Origin of the sequence: Microbacterium sp. NPDC091382 (assembly GCF_044757025.1) — a bacterium.
Classification (GTDB): domain Bacteria; phylum Actinomycetota; class Actinomycetes; order Actinomycetales; family Microbacteriaceae; genus Microbacterium.
In genome coordinates, this window is sequence record NZ_JBIVUD010000002.1 from 404,465 (window position 1) to 424,616 (window position 20,152).

Genomic DNA, 20,152 nt, shown 5'->3' on the forward strand with positions numbered 1-20,152 from the left:
CTCTCAGCCTATGACTCAGTCCGCGAGCGAGCGTCCCCGCGATTCCGCGAGACCCCAGGTCGCGGCGGCGGCGACCGCGAAGAAAGCGCTCAGGACGATGAAGACGACCGGGATGCCGCCGAGGGTCTGCAGCACCGGTACGATCGGCGGCGCCAGGATCGACGCGATGCGCCCGATGCCGGCGGCCCACCCGGCACCGGTCGCGCGAAGCGATGTCGAGTACGTCTCGGGCGTCACGGCGTACAGCGCACCCCACGCGCCCAGGTTGAAGAACGACAGCGCCATCCCGGTCGCAAGAATCAGCGGAACGGTCGTCGCCTGGCCGAAGAGGATCGCCGCCACCGCCGATCCTGCCAGGAACACCGACAGGGTCACGCGCCTCCCCCACACCTCGATCAGCCACGCGGCGACGGCGTACCCGGGCAGCTGCGCGAGAGTGATCAGGAGCGTGAACTCGAAACTGCGGACGAGCCCGAACCCCTGCGAGACGAGCAGCGTCGGAATCCAGATGAACGCGCCGTAGTACGAGAAGTTGACGCAGAACCAGACGATCCAGAGGGATGCCGTCCGTCGGCGCATCCCGGACGCCCACAGGCCGCGGAGCCGCTCTCGGACCGTCGTCGCCCGGGCTGCGGGCGCGTCGATGGCCTCGGCCGCCGACGTCACGCGGCGGCCCAGCAGCGCCGGCGAGGACTCCAGACCCGAGACCACGCGTTCGGCATCTGCCGTACGTCCCCGCGAAGCGAGCCACCGCGGCGACTCCGGCAACGCCCACCGCACGATCAGCGCGTACACCGCGGGAACCGCGCCGATGGCGAGAGCCCAGCGCCAGCCCTCGGGGACGGACGGGATGACCAGGTATCCGATGAGGGCGGACGCCGTCCAGCCGACCGCCCAGAACGCCTCGAGCACGACGATGATGCGTCCCCGCATACGCGCCGGCGCGAACTCGCTCACATACGTGCTGGCGACGGGCAACTCCGCGCCCAGGCCCAACCCGACGACGAAGCGCAGAGCGATGAGGGCGACGAGTCCGCCCGCCAGCGCGCTCGCGCCGGTCGCGATGCCGTAGACCAGAAGGGTGATCGCGAAGACCGATCGCCGACCGATCCGGTCCGCGAGCAGTCCGCCCACCGTGGCCCCGATCGCCATCCCCGCGAACCCCGCCGAGGCGATCCACGACGTCGACGACGTCGTCAGGTCCCACTCGCTCACGAGCGCCGCGATGACGAACGAGATCAACCCGACGTCCATCGCATCCAGCGCCCAGCCGGCGCCGGACCCGGTGAGGACGCGCAGGTGCGTGCGGGTGAAGGGGAGGCGATCGAGCCGGCTGGTGATGGAGCCGGTCGTGGTCGTGGTCATCCTCGCATCGTACGAGGCGCGGCGGGTGACGCGATCATTCGCCGAGCATCTCGCGCACGAGCGGAATCACTTTGGTGCCGTAGAGCTCGACGGAGCGCATCAGTTTGTCGTGCCCGAGGGTGCCGTTGGCGTACTTCAGGTCGAAGCGTCCCGCCCCGAGCGTCGTGATGGTGTCCGCGATCTTGCGCGCCACCGTCTCGGGAGAGCCGGCGTAGATGGACCCTCCCGGACCGACCTCCTGCTGGAACCGCAACCGACTGTAGGGCGGCCAGCCCCGGTCGCGGCCGATCGAGTTGTTCTGCGCCTCGAAACCCGGGTACGCCTCTTCCCACGCCTGCTCATCGGTATCGGCGATGTGGCCCGGCGAGTGGATGCCGATGGGCTGCGCCTCGCCGCCCAGCTCACCGATCGCACGGTGGTAGAGGTCGACGTAGGGGCGGAATCGGGCCGCTGGCCCACCGATGATGGCCAGCATCAGTCCGTAGCCGTAGCGCGCGGTGCGGATGACGGACTCGGGTGAGCCGCCGACGCCGACCCAGGCGCGGATGCCGTGCTCGGTCTTCGGGTACACATCCGCATCCGTCAGAGCGGCACGCGTCGAGCCCTGCCACGTGATCGGGTTCTCCGTGCGCAGCAGCGAAAACAGTTCCAACCGCTCCTCGAAGAGGGTCTCGTAGTCAGAGAGGTCGAATCCGAACAGGGGGAAGGATTCGATGAAGGAGCCGCGGCCGAGGATCACCTCCGCACGCCCGTTCGAGATCGCCGACAGCGTTGCGAAACGCTCGTACACCCGGACGGGATCGTCGCTGGAGAGGACCGTCACCGCCGTTCCGACGCGGATGTGCTCCGTTCGCGCGGCGATCGCGGCCAGCACGATCTCGGGGCTCGAGACGGAGTACTCGGCGCGGTGGTGCTCCCCCACTCCGATGAAATCGACGCCGGCCTGATCGGCCAGCGTGGCCTGCGCCACGAGGTTGCGGATCGCCTGCGCGCCCGACACACGGTCGCCGTTGTCGTCGACGGTGATGTCCCCGAAAGTGTCCAGGCCCAGCTCCACAGCGGTCATGTCCGCCCCTTTCATTCAGATGCATAAACGAAGGGGAACGTCGGATATTCCCGGCGTCCCCCTCCGTCGTCGCAGAACGCCGACGTCAGCCGTCGCGAAGCGCCGCTCGCAGCGTGTCGAGACCGACCCCGCCGAGCCGGAGCGCCCGCATGTGGAACTGCTTGATGTCGAAATCCGCACCGCCGCGCTGGGCCGCCTCGTCGCGGATCTGCTCCCAGATCCGCTGGCCCACCTTGTAGGACGGCGCCTGTCCGGGCCATCCCAGGTAGCGGTTCACCTCGAACTGGATGAACTCATCGGACATGTTGACGTTGCGGCGCATGAACTCAAGCGCGTAATCGGCGTCCCATGTGCCGTGACCGTCGAGGCGCGGCTTACCGAGGTGCACTCCGATATCGAGGACGACGCGCGCCGCCCGCATCCGCTGACCGTCGAGCATCCCGAGGCGGTCGGCCGGGTCGTCGAGGTAACCGAGCTCCGCCATCAGCCGCTCGGCGTACAGGGCCCATCCCTCGGCGTGGCCGCTGGAGCCGGCGAGCAGACGGCGCCACGAGTTCAGCTCCGTGCGGTTGTAGACCGCCTGCGCGATCTGCAGGTGGTGTCCCGGAACACCCTCGTGATAGACCGTTGTGAGCTCGCGCCACGTGTCGAACGTGTCGACGCCCTCGGGAACCGACCACCACATGCGACCCGGACGCGAGAAGTCGTCCGTCGGTCCGGTGTAGTAGATGCCGCCCTCGTTGGTCGGCGCGATCATGCACTCGAGCCGCCGGATCGGGTCCGGGATGTCGAAGTGCGTGCGTCCGAGCTCCTCGACGGCCCGGTCGCTCGTCTCCTGCATCCACCGCTGGAGGGCGTCCGTGCCGCGCAGCTTCCGGGCCTCGTCCTGCTCGAGGAAGGCGACGGCCTCCTCGACGGACGCGCCGGCCTTGATCTCGTCGGCGATGGACTCCTGCTCCGCCACCATCCGGGAGAGCTCTTCGACGCCCCAGTCGTAGGTCTCGTCGAGATCGATGGTCGCGCCGAGGAAGCGGCGCGAGTGGAGCGCGTAGAGCTCACGGCCCACGGCATCGACATCGGATGCCGCCGGAGCCAGCTCGTCGCGGAGGAATGCGGCGAGCTGGTCGTAGGCGACTCGAGCGGCGCCGGCGTTGTCGGCGAGCTCACGAGCCAGCGACGCCGGCAGGTGGCCGTCTGCAGGAGCGGCATCGCCCACGAAGGTTGCGAAGAAGCCGGAGTCGCTCGTGTAGCGGGCGATCTGCGTCACGACTTCGGTCACCTGGCGGCGCGCCGGGACGACGCCGTCGGAGATCCCCTGCCGCAGTGTCTGCACATACCCGGCCAGCGCCGTCGGGATCGCGGAAAGACGCGTCGAGACGACGGACCAGTCGTCTACGGTGTCGGTCGGCATGAGGTCGAACGCCGCACGGATGTCCTGCGAGGGCGAGGCGATCACGTTGATGTCGCGGAGGTGCGACTTCGCGTCGTGTAGATCGAGCTGCAGACCGAGTTCGGCGGACAGGTCCATCTTCGTGACCTCGTCGACGGAATCGACGGCGTCGGCAGCCTCGAGCGCCCGAAGGGTCTCCGCCCCTGCGGCGGCCAGTCGATCGTGGCCCTCCGGCGAGAAGTCGTCGAGACGGCCGTTGTGCTCGGTTCGTCCGATGTAGGTCGCGAGGCTCGGTGAGAGCTCCGCCAGCGTGTCCACCCAGCGGTCCGCGATCGTATCGATGGGGGTGGGCGTGCGTTGTGCGTCGGTCATCCCTCGAGCGTAGAGCGTCGTGCGCCCGGCGTCAGTGAGCCGCCTCGTCCCAGTGACTCCCGCGCCCGATCTGCACATCGAGCGGGACCGAGAGCGCGGCCGCGTCACCCATCCGGGTCCGGACGATCTCCTCGACCGCGTCCCACTCCCCCGTCGCCACCTCGACGACGAGTTCGTCGTGGATCTGCAGGAGGACGCGAGACGCCAGCTCCTTCTCGCGGAGGTCACCGTGGATCTCGACGAGCGCGATCTTCATGATGTCGGCGGCACTGCCCTGGATCGGGGCGTTGAGCGCAGCGCGCTCCGCGTTCTCGCGGAGTACGCGGTTCGGGCTGGTCAGGTCGGGGAAGGGACGGCGGCGACCGAAGATGGTCTCGGTGTAGCCGTCGATCCGGGCCTGCTCGACAGAGGAGCGCAGATAGTCGCGCACCGCGCCGAACCGGGCGAAGTACTCGAGCATGAGCTGCTTCGCCTCCGACTGCTCGATGCGCAACTGCTTCGACAACCCGAAGGCGCTCAGACCATAGACGAGGCCGTACGACATCGCCTTCACCTTCGTGCGCATCGGAGCGGTCACCTCGCCGGGGTCGACGCCGAACACGCGGGCACCGACGAAACGGTGCAGGTCCTCCCCCGAGTTGAACGCCTCGATGAGTCCCGGATCGCCCGACAGATGCGCCATGATGCGCATCTCGATCTGCGAGTAGTCCGCCGTCAGCAGCGTCTCGTAGCCCTCGCCGACCTCGAACGCCGCACGGATCCGCCGGGATTCCTCGTTGCGGATCGGGATGTTCTGCAGGTTCGGATCGGTGCTCGAGAGGCGACCCGTCTGACTGCCGGTCTGCACGTAGGTGGTGTGGATGCGGCCATCGTCGGCGATGCCGACGGTCAGCGACTCGATGATCTGACGGAGCTTGGTCGCCTCGCGGTGCTGCAGGAGAAGACCGAGGAAGGGATGCGGGTGGGAGTCCTGCAGGTCGGCGAGGACGGCGGCATCCGTCGAGTACCCCGTCTTGGTCTTGCGGGTCTTCGGCAGCTCCAGCTGGTCGAACAGCACCTCCTGAAGCTGCTTCGGCGAACCCAGGTTCACCTCGCGGCCGATGATGCCGTACGCCTCCTGCGCGATCGCATCGGCGCGGGCCGCGAGCTCCCCCGAGAACCCGGCGAGCTTCTCGCGCGAGACCGAGACACCGGCGAGCTCCATGTCTGCCAGAGCGTCCAAGGAGGGGAGCTCGATGTCGGTCAGGACGGCGCCGACAGGGGCCGGGAGCTCGGCACGTTCGGCCTCGGCCACCCGCAGCGCGAACCATGCCAGTTGGCCGGGCGTCGCGCCCTCCGTCTCGGGAACCAGTTGGGACGGGTCGGCCTCGGGGAGCTTCTCGTCGAGGTAGCGGTCGACGAGGTCGGCGAGTGTCTTGTCGGGCAGGCTCGGACGCAGCAGCCAGCCCGCCAGCAGGACGTCGAAGGTCAGACCGCTCAGCCGGACACCGGCGCGACGGAGAGCCTTCACCTGCGGCTTCGCGTCGGTCATGACCTTCGGTGCGTCGCTTTCGAGCCAGGGGACCAGCGTCTCGCGAGCGCTGTCGTCCCAGTCGATCTCGTGCACCGTCTCCGACGTCGCGACGCCGAGACGCGTCGGCAGGCCGCCGGCGACGGTGACCGTCAGAGCCAGTTCGCCCGTCTGCTGCGTGAGCCACGCGGCCAGGGCCGCGCCATCCGTCTGCTGCGGTTCGGGAGCCGACACCTCGGGCGCCGGCGGCTCATCGGTCGCGTTGAACGCCTCGAAAACGCGCGGCAGGAGGGTGCGGAATTCGAGCCGCGCGAAGATGTCGCGGACGGCCTGCGTATCGAGCGGACGGACGGCAAGATCCTCCGGTGCGTACTCGAGCTCGACGTCGCGGAGCAGCCGGTTCAGCTGACGGTTGCGGCGGACGTCGTCGAGGTGCTCGCGGAGGTTGCCGCCGACGACCCCCTTGATCTCGTCGGCACGCTCGAGCAGCGCGTCCAGCGTCCCGAACTGCGTGATCCACTTGACGGCGGTCTTCTCGCCGACCTTCGGGACGCCGGGGAGATTGTCACTGGTCTCGCCGACGAGCGCCGCGATGTCGGGATAGTTCTCGGGCGGGAGGCCGTACTTCTCGACGACCGCCTCGGGCGTGTAGCGCTTGAGCTGCGAGACGCCCTGGACGCTCGGGTAGAGCAGCGTGACGTCGTCGGTCACGAGCTGGATCGTGTCCCGGTCACCGGAGCAGACGAGCACGTCGTAACCGCTCTCCACCCCGCGCGTCGCGAGCGTCGCGAGGATGTCGTCGGCTTCGACGTCCTCCTTCGTCAGGACAGGCACACCCATGGCGGCGAGGCAGTCCTGCAGCAGCGGGATCTGCCCCTTGAACTCCGCGGGTGACTCCGACCGGTTGGCCTTGTACTCCTCGTAGACCCGGGTCCGGAACGACTGCCGCGAGGTGTCGAACGCGACGGCCAGATGCGTCGGCTTCTCGGCCTTGACCAGGTTCACGAACATCGACAGGAAGCCGTAGATCCCGTTGGTGTGCTGGCCGTCCTTCGTCGAGAAGTTGTCGACCGGGAGCGCGTAGAACGCCCGGTAGGCCAGCGAGTGGCCGTCGACGACGAGCAGAGTAGGCTTTGCGGAGTCGCTCACCCGACCAGCCTAGTTCGGGCCCGCGACATCGACTCCCCCGCGGCGCCCCGTCGGCGCCGCTCGATCCGCGAGGTGAATCGCCATGCCCGAGTCCGCGTCCTTCCCCTCCGACGCGCTCGAGTGGGCGGCCGACCGCGGCATGGGAGCCCTCGCCGAGAAGATGGGCATCGAGTTCACCGAGTTCACCCCGGAACGGGCGATCGCGCGGATGCCGGTGGCCGGCAACACGCAGCCCGTCGGCCTGCTGCACGGCGGCGCCTACGTCGTCCTCGGCGAGTCCCTCGGCTCCATGCACGCCAACCTGCACGCCGGTCCCGGCAGACTCGCCGTGGGCATCGACATCAACGCGACGCACACCCGGTCGGCGACCGAGGGCTGGGTCACCGGGGTCTGCACTCCGCTCCACCTCGGCCGCAGCCTCACCGTCCACGAGATCGTCGTCTCGGACGACCAGGGTCGCCGGTGCTCGACGGTCCGGATCACCAACATGGTGCGGGACCTGCCGGCATCCTGATCCGAGTCAGCGCGAGACGGCGAGCTTGAAGCCGATGTGCGAGTCGACGAACCCCAGCCGCGTGTAGAACCGATGGGCATCGGTGCGCGCGGCATCCGACGTCAACTGCACGAGGGTTGCTCCCACGGCAGATGCGGCGACGTCGGCGACCCACGTCATCATCGCGGCGCCGATCCCCGCGGAGCGCTCCGCGCTCGCGACGCGCACAGCCTCGACCAGGAGTCGCGTGCTGCCGCGGCGCGCCATTCCGGGGATCACCGTCAGCTGCATCGTCGCGATGACGCGGCCGTCTCGCTCCGCGACCAGCACGTCGTTGCTGTCCGAGTCCAGGATACGCGTCAGGCCACGGAGATAGAGTCGACGGTCCTCCGCCGCGGCCACGTCGCCCCGGCCGGCACTAACCGGGTCGTCCGACAGCAGCGCCACGATCGCATCGAGGTCGTCCTGCATCGCGCCCCGCAGCCGCACCGAACCGTTCCGCGATGCGAGCACTACGGGAAGGTCGAGCTCGTCGAGCATGACGGAGGCGTCAGGACTTCTTCGGCGCGAGCTGCTCGATGATCGCCTTGGCGACGTCCTGCATCGTGAGGCGACGATCCATCGACGCCTTCTGGATCCAGCGGAACGCCTCGGGCTCGGACAGGCCCATCTTCTCGTTGAGCAGGCCCTTGGCCCGGTCCACCAGCTTGCGGGTCTCGAAGCGTTCCACCATGTCGGCGACCTCGGCCTCGAGCGTGATGATCTGCTCGTAGCGCGCCAGGGCGATCTCGATCGCAGGCAGCAGGTCGTTCGGGGTGAACGGCTTGACGACGTAGGCCAGTGCGCCGGCCTCGCTCGCCCGCTCTACGAGCTCCTTCTGGCTGAAGGCGGTGAGCAGGACGACCGGCGCGACGTGGTTCTTGCTGAGCTTCTCGGCAGCGCTGATGCCGTCGAGGATCGGCATCTTCACGTCCATGATGACGAGGTCCGGGCGGAGCTCGGTCGCCAGCTGGACGGCGGTTTCGCCGTCACCCGCTTCGCCGACCACGTCGAAGCCGCTGTCGCGCAGGATCTCGACGATGTCGAGGCGGATCAGCGACTCATCCTCCGCGACGACGACGCGTCGCGGAGCGGGAGCTGCCTGGGGGGCCGTGGAGGGTTCCTGCTCAGTCACTCGTCCATCCTAGGCCAGGGCGCACCCGCATCCTGCGGTATCGTCGTTGAGGCTCAAGCCGGTGTGGCGGAATGGCAGACGCGACCGACTCAAACTCGGTTGCCCGAAAGGGCGTGTGGGTTCGACTCCCACCACCGGCACGACAGTGAGACGACACAGCGAAACGGCGCCCCCTGTGAGGGGACGCCGTTTCGTGCATCACGGGCGTGCGGTCAGCTCTCCGCCTTGTAGATCGGGGCCTTGCCGTGCACGGCGTCGCCGATCTTGTGGATGCGGATGTCGTTGGTCGCACCGATGATTCCGGGAGGGGACCCGGAGATCACGACGACCTTGTCGCCCTCTTCGAGGAGGCCGCGCGACAGAAAGTAGTCGTCCACCTGAAGGAACATGAGGTCCGTGTGCGCGACGTGCTCGACGAGCGCGGACTGGATGCCCCAGGTCATGGCCATCCGGCGACGGATCGCCGGCTCGATGGTGAAGGCGAGCATCGGGATGCCGGAGCGCAACCGCGACATGCGACGAGCCGTGTCACCCGACTCCGTGAAGAGGCAGATGTATTTCGCCTCGACGAACTCGGCGACCTCGTTCGCGGCGAGGGTGATGATGCCACCCTGCGTGCGAGGCTTGGCCGTCAGCGGGGGGATGCGCTCGAGACCGTGGGTCTCGGTCGCGTCGATGATGCGGGCCATCGTCTCGACGACGCCCACCGGGTGCTTGCCCACGCTCGTCTCGCCCGAGAGCATGACCGCGTCCGCGCCGTCGAGGACGGCGTTCGCGACGTCGCTGGTCTCGGCACGGGTGGGAACCGGGTTCTCGATCATCGTCTCGAGCATCTGCGTGGCCACGATGACGGGCTTCGCCATGCGGCGGCAGAGCTCGACCGCGCGCTTCTGCACGATCGGAACGGCCTCGAGCGGCAGCTCCACGCCGAGGTCGCCACGGGCGACCATGATGCCGTCGAAGGCGTCGATGATCTCCTCGAGGGCCTCGACAGCCTGCGGCTTCTCGATCTTGGCGATGACGGGGACCTTGCGGCCCTCCTCCGCCATGATCTCGTGAACACGGGTCACGTCGGCGGCGTTGCGCACGAACGAGAGCGCGATGATGTCGGCACCGGCACGCAGACCCCAGCGGAGGTCGGCCTCGTCCTTCTCGGACAGCGCCGGGACGTTCACAGCGACGCCCGGGAGGTTGATTCCCTTGTTGTTGGACACGTAGCCGGCGACGATGACCTCGGTCGTGACGACCGGTCCGTCGACGCCCGTGACCTGGACACGTACCTTGCCGTCGTCGATCAGGAGGTAGTCGCCCTTCTGGACGTCCTCGGGCAGCCCCTTAAAGGTCGTGCCGACGATCTCTTTGGTTCCGGCGATGTCCTCGGTCGTGATCTTGAAGACGTCGCCGACGGCGAGGAAGTGGGGACCTTCGGCGAACCGGCCGAGCCGGATCTTGGGGCCCTGCAGGTCGACGAGGACGGCGACGGCACGGCCGGCGTCGTCCGCCGCCTTGCGCACGTTCGCCAGTCGGGCGTCATGGTCGGCGTAGTCACCGTGGCTGAGGTTGAAGCGGGTCACGTCCACACCGGCATCGATGATGGCTCGAACCATCTCGTAGCTTTCGGTGGCGGGACCCAGAGTGGCGACGATCTTCGCGCGTCTCACAGAAATAGCTCCGTCGGGTAGTGATGTGGGAACGGTTCCAGCCTAGGCGTGCTGGAGACCGATCGCGACGTCGGTCGGTCGGACCGGCGCCGGGAGGCTGGTCGATCCCATGAGGTACTCGTCGACGGCCGAAGCCGCCGCGCGTCCTTCTGCGATCGCCCAGACGATGAGGGACTGGCCGCGCCCGGCGTCGCCGGCCACGAAGACACCCGGTGCCGTCGCCTGCCAGTCGTCTGCCCGCTCGACATTGCCGTTCGAGGTGAACACGGCACCGAGCTGCTGCTCGAGCGCCGGGCGCTCCGGACCGGTGAAGCCCATCGCGATGAGGACGAGATCTGCGGGGATCTCCCGCTCGGTGCCGCTCTTGGGGACGCGACGGCCGTCGAGGAACTCGGTCTCGGCGACGCGCAGGGCCCGGACCTCCCCCGCCTCGTTTCCGAGGAACTCGACCGTCGACGCGAGGTAGGAGCGCTCCCCGCCCTCTTCGTGCGCGGACGCGACCTCGAAGAGGGTCGGCATCATCGGCCACGGCTGGTGGTCGGGCCGCGACTCGGGCGGCTGCTTGCCGATGGCGAGGTTGGTGACGCTCAGCGCACCCTGTCGGTGCGCCGTGCCGATGCAGTCCGCACCCGTGTCGCCGCCGCCGATGACGATGACGTGCTTGCCCTCGGCGTGGATCTGGTGCGGCACCTGATCGCCCGCCACAGCCTTGTTCGACTCGACGAGGTACTCCATCGCGAAGTGGACGCCATCGAGATCGCGACCGGGGATCGACAGGTCGCGCGGGACGGTGGCGCCGGTCGCGACGACGACGGCGTCGTAGCGAGCCCGGAGGTCCGCCCACGACAGGTCCTTGCCGATCTCGACACCGGCGCGGAACCGCGTGCCCTCGTCGCGCATCTGACGCAGTCGCGTCTCGAGGTGACGCTTCTCCATCTTGAAGTCCGGGATGCCGTAGCGCAGCAGGCCGCCGATGCGATCGTCGCGCTCGTACACGGCGACCGTGTGCCCCGCGCGGGTCAGCTGCTGCGCAGCGGCGAGTCCGGCGGGGCCCGACCCGACGACGGCGACGGTCTTGCCCGTCAGGCGTCCGGGCGGCTCGGCCTCGACCCAGCCGTGCGCGAACGCCTCGTCGATCGTGGAGACCTCGATCTGCTTGATCGTGACGGCGGGCTGATTGATGCCGAGGACGCACGAGCTCTCGCACGGGGCGGGACACAGGCGACCGGTGAACTCCGGGAAATTGTTCGTCGCGTGGAGCCGTTCGATGGCCGCGCGGCCTTCACCGCGCCACGTGAGGTCGTTCCACTCCGGGATCAGGTTGCCGAGCGGACATCCCTGGTGGCAGAACGGGACGCCGCAGTCCATGCAGCGACCCGCCTGGCGACGGAGCACGGCCTGGTCGCCCTGCTCGTACACCTCTTTCCAGTCCATGATGCGTACGGGAACGGGCCGGCGCGGCGGGAGCTCGCGCTCGGTGACTTTGAGGAAGCCCTTCGGGTCAGCCACCGGTCACCTCCAGGATGCGGTTCCAGACGACGTCGCTGTCGGGGTCCAACCCCTCGGCGGCCGCCTCCTGGCGGGTTTTCAGGACGGCCGCGTAGTCGCGCGGCAGGACGCGGGTGAAGTTCGCCGCATCGGTGTCGAGGTTCGCGAGCAACCGCTCGGCCAGGTCGGACCCGGTCTCCTCGACATGACGGTTCAGGAGGTCCCGAAGGATCTCGACGTCGCCGGCACCCAGGTCGAGGAGCTCCAGCTCACCGGTTGCGAGGGCCTCACGGTTGATCAGCGCGCGATCGAGCTTGTAGATGTACGCCGACCCGCCGGACATGCCCGCACCGAGGTTGCGGCCGGTCGCGCCGAGGATGACGGCGAGACCGCCGGTCATGTACTCGAGGGCGTGGTCCCCGACACCCTCGACGACCGCGGTCGCGCCGGAGTTGCGCACGAGGAAGCGTTCGCCGACGACGCCCCGGAGGAACATCGATCCCTGGGTGGCGCCGTAGCCGATCACGTTCCCGGCGATGACGTTCTGGGAAGCGTCGAAGGCGGCGGTCCGCGGAGGTCGGACGACGATCTCCCCGCCCGAGAGCCCCTTGCCGACATAGTCGTTCGAATCGCCCTCGAGACGCAGCGTGATCCCCGATGGGAGGAACGCGCCGAAGGACTGACCCGCCGATCCGGTGAGGTTCACCTCGATCGTCCCGGACGGGAGCCCGTTCTCGCCGTGCGCCTTCGTCACGTGGTGGCCGAGCATGGTCCCGACGGCGCGCTCGGTGTTGCGCACCGGCAGGTCGATCTCCAGGTGACCGCCGTGCTCGATGACGTCGCGGGCACGATCGAGCACAGCGACGTCGAAGTGCTCTTCGAGCTCGTGGTCCTGCTCGCGGACGCGGCGCCGCGGCGCGTCGTCGCCGAAGGCCGGCCCGTGGAGGATCGGCGAGAGGTCGAGACCGTACGCCTTCCAGTGGTCGACGGCGGGCTGGACGTCGAGGACCTCGGTGTGGCCGACGGCGTCCTCGATCGAACGGAAGCCGAGCTCGGCGAGGTACTCGCGCACCTCCTGCGCGATGAACTCCATGAAGTTCACGACGTGCTCCGCCTTCCCCGTGAACCGCTTGCGCAGTTCGGGGTTCTGCGTCGCGACGCCCACCGGGCAGGTGTCGAGGTGGCACACGCGCATCATGATGCAGCCTTCGACCACGAGCGCGCTCGTCGCGAAGCCGAACTCCTCGGCGCCCAGGAGCGCGGCGATGAGCACGTCGCGGCCGGTCTTGAGCTGCCCGTCCGCCTGGACGACCACGCGCCCTCGCATGTCGTTGATCATGAGCGTCTGCTGCGTCTCGGCGAGACCCAGCTCCCACGGCGTTCCCGCGTGCTTCAGCGAGTTCAGCGGGCTGGCGCCCGTCCCACCGTCATGTCCCGAGACGAGGATGACGTCGGCGAGGGCCTTGGCCGTTCCGGCCGCGACCGCCCCGATCCCGGACTGGCTGACCAGCTTGACGTGTACCCGTGCGGACGGGTTGGCGCGCTTCACGTCGAAGATCAGCTGCTTGAGGTCCTCGATCGAGTAGATGTCGTGGTGCGGCGGCGGCGAGATGAGGCCGACGCCGGGCGTCCCGCCGCGCGTGCGCGCGATCCATGGATAGACCTTGCCGGGCGGCAACTGACCTCCCTCGCCCGGCTTGGCGCCCTGGGCGAGCTTGATCTGGATGTCGTCGGCGTGCGTGAGGTACATGCTCGTCACACCGAAACGCCCCGATGCGACCTGCTTGATCGCGCTCCGGCGCTCGGGGTCGAGGAGGCGGTCGACGTCCTCGCCGCCCTCCCCCGTGTTCGACTTCGCGCCGAGGCGGTTCATCGCGATCGCGAGGGTCTCGTGAGCCTCCTGCGAGATGGAGCCGTAGCTCATCGCGCCGGTCGAGAAACGCTTGACGATCGAGGACACCGGTTCGACCTCGTCGATCGGGATCGCCGGGCGCGTGCCGGTCTTGAGTCGGAACAGTCCCCGGAGGGTCTTCAGCTCTGTCGCCTGGTCGTCGACCAGCTGCGTGTACTCGCGGAAGATGTCGTAACGGCGGGTGCGCGTCGCGTGTTGCAGCCGGAACACCGTGTCGGGGTTGAACAGGTGCGGGGACCCGTCGCGGCGCCACTGGTACTCGCCACCCGTCCACAGACGCTCGTGGGCGCGCACCGCCTGATCGGCGGGGTACGCGAACTCGTGACGCGCCAGATTCTCGCGCGAGATCTCCTCGATACCGATACCGCCGAGCTTGGTCTCGGTGCCGGTGAAGTACGTGTCGATGAAGTCCTGCGACAGCCCCACCGCCTCGAAGACCTGCGCGCCGGCGTAGGAGGACACGGTCGAGATGCCCATCTTCGACATGATCTTCAGGACGCCCTTGCCGAGGGCGTAGATCAGGTTCCGGACGGCCTTCTCGGGCTCGAGACCCGTGATGTAGCCCGCGCGCACCAGGTATTCGACGGTCTCCATCGCGAGGTACGGGTTGACCGCTGACGCGCCGTAACCGATGAGGGTCGCGACGTGGTGGACCTCCCGAACATCGCCCGCCTCGACGACGAGCCCCACCTTCATGCGGTTCTCGTTGCGGATGAGGTGGTGGTGAACGGCCGACAGCGTCAGCAGCGACGGGATCGGCACGAGGTCCGATGTCGAGTCGCGGTCGCTCAGGATGATGAACTCGACACCGTCGGCGATGGCGGCGTCCACCTCGGCACAGATCTCGTCGAGCCGCGACCGGAGCGAGTCCGCATCGGCGTCGGCGCGGTACAGACCGCGGATCGTGATCGACCGGCGACCCGGCAGGGCGCGATCGATGTTCTGCAGCTTCGCCAGCTCGTCGTTGTCGATGACCGGGAAGTCGAGCGTGATGACCCGGGTGTGATCGGGGCCGGATGCCAGCAGGTTCCGCTCGGGTCCGAGTCCGAGACCGAGCGAGGTGACGACCTCCTCGCGGATCGAGTCCAGCGGCGGGTTCGTGACCTGCGCGAACTGCTGCACGAAGTAGTCGAACAGCAGCCGCGGGCGCTCGCTCAGGACGGCGATCGGTGTGTCCGATCCCATCGCACCGAGGGGTTCGGCTCCCGTCTGACCCATCGGGGTCAACAGGATGCGCACCTCCTCCTCGGTGTAGCCGAACGTGCGCTGACGGCGCGTGATCGAAGCGATCGGGTGCACGATGTGCTCGCGCTCGGGCAGATCCTTGAGGCGCACGCGACCCTCGTCGAGCCACTCCTGCCACGGGTGCAGGGAAGCGAGATCCCGCTTGATCTCCTCGTCCTCGACGATGCGGCCCTGAGCCGTGTCGACGACGAACATGCGTCCCGGCTGGAGCCGGCCGCGGCGCTTGATCCGCTGGGGCTCGAAGTCGAGCACACCGGTCTCGCTGCCGATGACGACGAGTCCGTCCGTCGTCTCGGTCCAGCGCCCCGGACGGAGACCGTTGCGGTCGAGGGTCGCACCCACCAGCGATCCATCGGTGAAGATGAGGGCGGCGGGGCCGTCCCATTGCTCCATCTGCATCGAGTGGTACTCGTAGAAGGCGCGCAGGTCGCCGGGGATGTCCGCCTGCTTCTCGTAGGCCTCGGGGACCATCATCATGATGGCGTGGGGCAGACTCCGCCCCGTGAGGGTGAGGAGCTCGAGAACCTCGTCGAAGGACGCCGAGTCGCTCTGGCCGGGACTGCAGATCGGCAGGAGCGGCGACATGTCGCCCAGGAGCTCGGACTCGAGCTGCGACTGACGCGCCCGCATCCAGTTGCGGTTGCCGTTGACGGTGTTGATCTCGCCGTTGTGCGCGAGCATCCGCAGCGGCTGGGCGAGCGGCCACGACGGGAAGGTGTTCGTCGAGTACCGCGAGTGCACGACGGCGAGTTCGGTGGCGAACCGCTCGTCCTGCAGGTCCGGGTAGAACGGCTCCAGCTGGAGCGTCGTCACCATCCCCTTGTAGCCGAGCGTGCGGCTCGACAGCGAGACGAAATACGCGTCGAGCTCGTGCTGCGCCCGCTTGCGCAGGCGATAGGTGCGACGGTCGAGCGCGATGCCCGACAGCGCGGCCGCGTCGCCGACAGCGGGCCGCGAGACGAAGAGCTGCTCGAACACGGGTTGCGCGTTGAACGCGAGCTTGCCGAGGTTCTCATCCGCCGTGGGCACGGGGCGCCAGCCGAGGACGGTCAGGCCCTCGCTCTCCGCGATGGCCTCGACGGCCGCCTTCTGGGACGCGCGCTCGTCGTGATCCGTCGGCAGGAATGCCAGTCCTGCGGCGTACTCGCCGGCCGCGGGGAGCTCGAAGTCCACGACGGCGCGCAGGAAGGCGTCGGGCATCTGGGTCAGGATGCCGGCACCGTCACCCGTCCCGGCATCCGAACCGATGGCACCACGGTGCTCGAGGTTGCGGAGCGCGGTCAGGGCGAGGTCCACGATGTCGTGGCCCGCCTCGCCGCGGAGGGTTGCGACCATCGCGAGACCGCAGGCGTCCTTTTCGAACGCCGGGTTGTACATCCCCTGCTTCGCAGGGAACGAACCACCGGGAACGGTCCCGGCCGGCCGGGTCGTGGTGTCTTCGTGACGGGAGCTCGAGGGCATGCCTACCGTCCTCACATGGGTGCTCAACCTGGGACGACGTCGGCCCTGCGGTGCTATCGGGTGGTGAGGGAGCTTGTGGCCCCACCGGAGGATTCTTCGGACGCGGGGGGTGCGCTCACGTCCACGAAGTCATCGGTTCCCTGCGAGTGTACCTCGCCCGGAGGGGTCCACTCGCGACCGGGCTGGTACGGCGACGGCTCGAGGCCGGGGTGGCGACGCTTCTGCACGATCATGATGGCCAGACCCACGACGACGCCGAGGATCGCGGCCCACACGTTGGTGCGGAGCCCCAGGAAGACCTCGCTCGGGTCGATGCGGATGGATTCCCAGACGATGCGCCCCGCGGAGTACCACGTCAGGTAGAGGCCGAACAGGCGACCCCACTGCAACCGGAACCGACGGCCGGCGGCGGCGATGATGATGACACCCATGACGTTCCAGATGACCTCGTAGAGGAACGTCGGGTGGAAGAGGGTGCCCTCCGGCAGGCCTGCAGGCCACGCCGAGTTCGGGTAGTCGATCTGCAGACCCCACGGCAGGTCGGTGGGCAGACCGTAGAGCTCCTGGTTGAACCAGTTGCCGAAGCGTCCGAACGCCTGAGCGAGCAGGAGCGCCGGCGCGAGGGCATCGGCGAAGCTCCAGAACCGGATTCCGCTCCACTTGCAGCCGAGCCACGCGCCGATGGCGCCGCCGATGAGGGCACCGAAGATGGCGATGCCGCCCTCCCAGATCCGGAAGATCGCCCAGATGTCCTTGCCCTCGCCGAAGTAGAAGCCCGGGTGCGTGAAGACGTGGAAGATGCGCGCGCCGATGATGGCCAAGGGGACCGCGAGCAGGGCGATGTCGATGACGACCCACGGCTCCGCACCGCGCTTGGTGAGGCGGTGGTTGGTCCAGAAGGTCGCCACGACGATGCCCGCCAGGATGCAGAGGGCGTAGAAGTGGATCGTCAGCGGGCCGAGCTGGAACGAACTGATCGGCGGGCTGGGAATGCTCGCGACGACGGAGAGGGCTGCAGAAGTCACGACGGCGAGTCTACGCGGTGGCGGCGTGCGGTCCTGCGCCCTGCGACAGCTCGCGCGCCGTGGCGGCCAGGCCGTCCACGCCGCCGTCTCGCAGCGCGCGGACCAGAGCCGTCCCCACGATCGCGCCGTCCGCGTAGTCGAGGACGCCGTCGACCTGATCGGCGGTGGAGATGCCGATGCCGACGCAGGCGTTCTCGACACCGTGGGCGCGGAGACGCTCCACGAGCGCGCGCGCCGCGGCATCCAGTTCCGCCCGCTCCCCCGTGATCCCCATGGTCGAGACGGTGTAGACGAAGCCCGTGGAATGCTGGGCGATCATCTCGAGGCGCTCCTCGGTGGAGGATGGCGCGGCCAGGAAGATGCGGTCGAGGCCGGTGCGCTCCGACGCCGCGATCCAATCGGCGGCGGCATCGGGCGTGATGTCCGGCGTGATGAGACCGGCACCGCCGGCAGCGGCGAGCTCGTCGGCGAAGCGGTCGACGCCGTACTGGAACACCGGGTTCCAGTAGGTCATGACGACGATGGGGACGTCGACCCGCTCGGCGATCGCGCGGACCGCCGTGAAGGTGTCGCGGAAGCGGAAGCCCGCGGCGAGGGCCGCCTGCGTCGCCTCCTGGATGACGACGCCGTCCATCACGGGATCCGAGTACGGTGGACCGAGCTCGAGGATGTCCGCGCCGTTCTCGGCCAGAGCCACGGCGGCGTCGATGCTCGTCTGCAGATCGGGGTAGCCGATCGGCAGGTAGCCGACGAATGCTCCGCGCCCGCCATCCTTCGCCGCGGAGATCGCTGCCGAGACGCGAGATGTCACAGCTCTACTCCTTCGCCGCTGCCGTGCTCGGGGTCGGCGGGAACCTCCACGGGCTCCTTGTCGGCGTCGTACAGCTCGAACCACCGGGCGGCGGTGTCCATGTCCTTGTCGCCGCGACCGGAGAGGTTGATCGCGATGACGCCCTCTGGTCCGAGCTCCCGACCGATCCGCAGAGCGCCCGCCAGGGCGTGCGCGGATTCGATCGCGGGGATGATCCCCTCCGTGCGGCTCAGCAGACGCAGCGCCTCCATCGCCTCGGTGTCGGTCGCGGGGATGTACTGCGCCCGGCCGATGCTCGCGAGCCACGCGTGCTCGGGGCCGACGCCCGGATAGTCGAGGCCGGCGGAGATGGAGTGCGACTCCGTCGTCTGACCGTCCTCGTCCTGCAGGACGAAGGTCTTCGCGCCGTGAAGGATGCCGGGGCGACCGCGTTCGATGGATGCCGCGTGCTTCGGCGTGTCGACGCCGTCACCGGCTGCCTCGACACCGTAAAGCGCGACGCCCTCGTCATCGAGGAAGGCGTCGAACATGCCGATCGCGTTCGATCCGCCTCCCACGCACGCGACGACCGCGTCGGGGAGCCTGCCGATCTCATCGAGGAGCTGCTGACGCGCCTCCTCGCTGATGACCTTCTGGAAGTCCCGGACCATCGCCGGGAACGGGTGCGGGCCTGCGGCCGTCCCGAAGATGTAGTTGGTCGTGTCGACGGATGCGACCCAGTCGCGGTACGCCTCGTTGATGGCATCCTTCAGCGTCCGGGAGCCCGTCGTGACCGGGATGACCTCGGCACCCAGCAGGCGCATGCGCGCGACGTTCAGCGCCTGGCGCTCCGTGTCGACCTCGCCCATGTAGATCGTGCACTCGAAGCCGAACAGCGCGGCGGCCGTCGCCGTGGCGACGCCGTGCTGCCCCGCTCCGGTCTCGGCGATCACGCGCTTCTTGCCGAGGCGCTTCGTGATGAGCGCCTGGCCGATCACGTTGTTGATCTTGTGCGACCCGGTGTGGTTGAGGTCCTCGCGCTTGAGGAACACCCGCGCCCCGCCGGCGTGCTCGGCGAACCGCGGCACTTCGGTCAGCGCCGAGGGCCGGCCCGCGTACACGTTCAGCAGGCGCGCGAACTCCGCGGCGAACTCCGGGTCCGCCTTGGCGTCCTCGTAGACGGCTGTCAACTCGTCGATGGCGGCGATGAGCGACTCGGGCATGTAGCGCCCGCCGAACTCGCCGAAGAAGGGACCCGCGGCTGCGCGCAGACTCATGAACCTGCCTCCAGGAACGAGGCGAGCGTCGACACGGGGTCGTTCGTGACGAGCGCTTCGCCGATCAGGACGACGTCGGCACCCGCGGCGCGGTAGTGCGCGACGTCGGCGGGTGCGAGGACCGCGGACTCGGCGATCTTGATCACACCCTCGGGAATCTCGGGGACGAGCCGGCCGAAGAGGTCGCGGTCGAGCTCGAACGTGGAGAGGTTGCGTGCATTGACGCCGATCAGACGCGCGCCGATGTCGTTCGCGCGCGCCAGCTCTTCGGCGGAATGCGTCTCGACGAGCGGCGTCATGCCGAGGTCCTGGATGAGGCCGTAGAGCTCGGCGAGGACGTTCTGCTCCAACCCGGCGACGATGAGGAGCACGAGGTCGGCGCCGGCGGCGCGAGCCTCGAACACCTGGTAGGGCGTCGAGACGAAGTCCTTGCGGAGGACGGGAAGGGTGACGGCGGCACGCACGGCTTCGAGGTCGGCGAGGGAGCCCTTGAACTTCCGCGCTTCGGTCAACACCGAGATGGCGGACGCGCCGCCCAACTCGTATCGGCGCGCCTGCAGTGCGGGATCGGGGATGTCGGCGAGGTCGCCGCGCGAGGGGCTCGCACGCTTCACCTCGGCGATGATCTTCACCCGATCGGCGGGCGCGAGGGCAGCCAGGGCATCGATCGCGGGGGGCTGCGTCAGGGCGAGCTTCTCGACGACCGCCGAAGGGCGGATCGACTCCCGCTCTCGTGCATCCTCCACCGCGCCGGCCATCAGGTCGGCGAGCACG

General features: G+C 68.7%; 14 protein-coding genes and 1 tRNA gene. 2 read left to right on the plus strand and 13 right to left on the minus strand.

Annotated features, from left to right (window positions below; translation table 11 throughout):
* Positions 1-15 precede the first annotated feature (15 nt).
* The 4 genes from ACIQLK_RS09440 to polA form a co-directional block, all read right to left on the minus strand.
* Complete coding sequence (locus ACIQLK_RS09440; RefSeq protein WP_400364459.1) at positions 16-1,365, minus strand: MFS transporter; 1,350 nt, start codon at positions 1,363-1,365, stop codon at positions 16-18.
* Between the two features lie 34 nt (positions 1,366-1,399).
* The gene (locus ACIQLK_RS09445) at positions 1,400-2,431 is read right to left on the minus strand and encodes an LLM class flavin-dependent oxidoreductase (protein ID WP_400364460.1); all 1,032 of its coding nucleotides are present in this window, start codon (positions 2,429-2,431) and stop codon (positions 1,400-1,402) included.
* Positions 2,432-2,516: 85 nt separating this feature from the next.
* Positions 2,517-4,193 carry a DUF885 domain-containing protein gene (locus ACIQLK_RS09450; RefSeq protein WP_400364461.1) on the minus strand — a complete coding sequence of 559 codons (1,677 nt, stop codon included), beginning with the start codon at positions 4,191-4,193 and terminating at the stop codon, positions 2,517-2,519.
* Between the two features lie 31 nt (positions 4,194-4,224).
* Positions 4,225-6,852: a DNA polymerase I gene (polA, locus tag ACIQLK_RS09455; protein ID WP_400364462.1), complete on the minus strand. Its 2,628-nt coding sequence runs from the start codon at positions 6,850-6,852 to the stop codon at positions 4,225-4,227.
* An 82-nt stretch (positions 6,853-6,934) separates the two neighbouring features.
* On the opposite strand from polA, the gene ACIQLK_RS09460 reads away from it, so the two are divergent.
* Positions 6,935-7,366 (plus strand): hotdog fold thioesterase, encoded by a 432-nt coding sequence (locus tag ACIQLK_RS09460; RefSeq protein WP_400364463.1) that lies wholly within the window; start codon positions 6,935-6,937, stop codon positions 7,364-7,366.
* Between the two features lie 6 nt (positions 7,367-7,372).
* Here the strand turns inward: ACIQLK_RS09460 and ACIQLK_RS09465 are convergent, their stop codons facing one another.
* Positions 7,373-7,885, minus strand: coding sequence for a GNAT family N-acetyltransferase (locus ACIQLK_RS09465; RefSeq protein WP_400364465.1), 513 nt, complete (start codon positions 7,883-7,885; stop codon positions 7,373-7,375).
* Positions 7,886-7,895: 10 nt separating this feature from the next.
* Complete coding sequence (locus tag ACIQLK_RS09470) at positions 7,896-8,519, minus strand: ANTAR domain-containing response regulator (protein ID WP_064002042.1); 624 nt, start codon at positions 8,517-8,519, stop codon at positions 7,896-7,898.
* Between the two features lie 57 nt (positions 8,520-8,576).
* Between ACIQLK_RS09470 and ACIQLK_RS09475 the strand changes: the two genes are divergently transcribed.
* Positions 8,577-8,659, plus strand: a tRNA-Leu gene (locus tag ACIQLK_RS09475).
* A gap of 72 nt (positions 8,660-8,731) precedes the next feature.
* Here ACIQLK_RS09475 and pyk read toward each other — a convergent pair.
* The 7 genes from pyk to trpC are packed head-to-tail and all read right to left on the minus strand — an operon-like array spanning position 8,732 to position 20,151.
* Positions 8,732-10,180, minus strand: a complete 1,449-nt coding sequence (gene pyk / locus ACIQLK_RS09480; RefSeq protein ID WP_400364466.1) for a pyruvate kinase — start codon at positions 10,178-10,180, stop codon at positions 8,732-8,734.
* 42 nt (positions 10,181-10,222) lie between these two features.
* Positions 10,223-11,689 (minus strand): glutamate synthase subunit beta, encoded by a 1,467-nt coding sequence (locus tag ACIQLK_RS09485; protein WP_400364467.1) that lies wholly within the window; start codon positions 11,687-11,689, stop codon positions 10,223-10,225.
* Positions 11,682-16,286, minus strand: coding sequence for a glutamate synthase large subunit (gene gltB, locus ACIQLK_RS09490; RefSeq protein ID WP_400364468.1), 4,605 nt, complete (start codon positions 16,284-16,286; stop codon positions 11,682-11,684). The genes ACIQLK_RS09485 and gltB overlap by 8 nt, the downstream gene beginning before the upstream one ends.
* A 53-nt stretch (positions 16,287-16,339) precedes the next feature.
* Positions 16,340-17,311, minus strand: a complete 972-nt coding sequence (gene lgt, locus ACIQLK_RS09495; protein WP_400364469.1) for a prolipoprotein diacylglyceryl transferase — start codon at positions 17,309-17,311, stop codon at positions 16,340-16,342.
* 10 nt (positions 17,312-17,321) lie between these two features.
* On the minus strand, positions 17,322-18,122 hold the full coding sequence (trpA, locus tag ACIQLK_RS09500) for a tryptophan synthase subunit alpha (RefSeq protein WP_400364470.1): 801 nt from the start codon (positions 18,120-18,122) through the stop codon (positions 17,322-17,324).
* A complete protein-coding gene (gene trpB / locus ACIQLK_RS09505; RefSeq protein ID WP_400364472.1) occupies positions 18,119-19,378 on the minus strand; it encodes a tryptophan synthase subunit beta in 1,260 nt (419 codons plus the stop codon). Before trpB ends, trpA begins: the two co-directional genes overlap by 4 nt.
* A complete protein-coding gene (gene trpC / locus ACIQLK_RS09510) occupies positions 19,375-20,151 on the minus strand; it encodes an indole-3-glycerol phosphate synthase TrpC (RefSeq protein WP_400364473.1) in 777 nt (258 codons plus the stop codon). The genes trpB and trpC overlap by 4 nt, the downstream gene beginning before the upstream one ends.
* Between the last annotated feature and the right edge of the window lies 1 nt (position 20,152).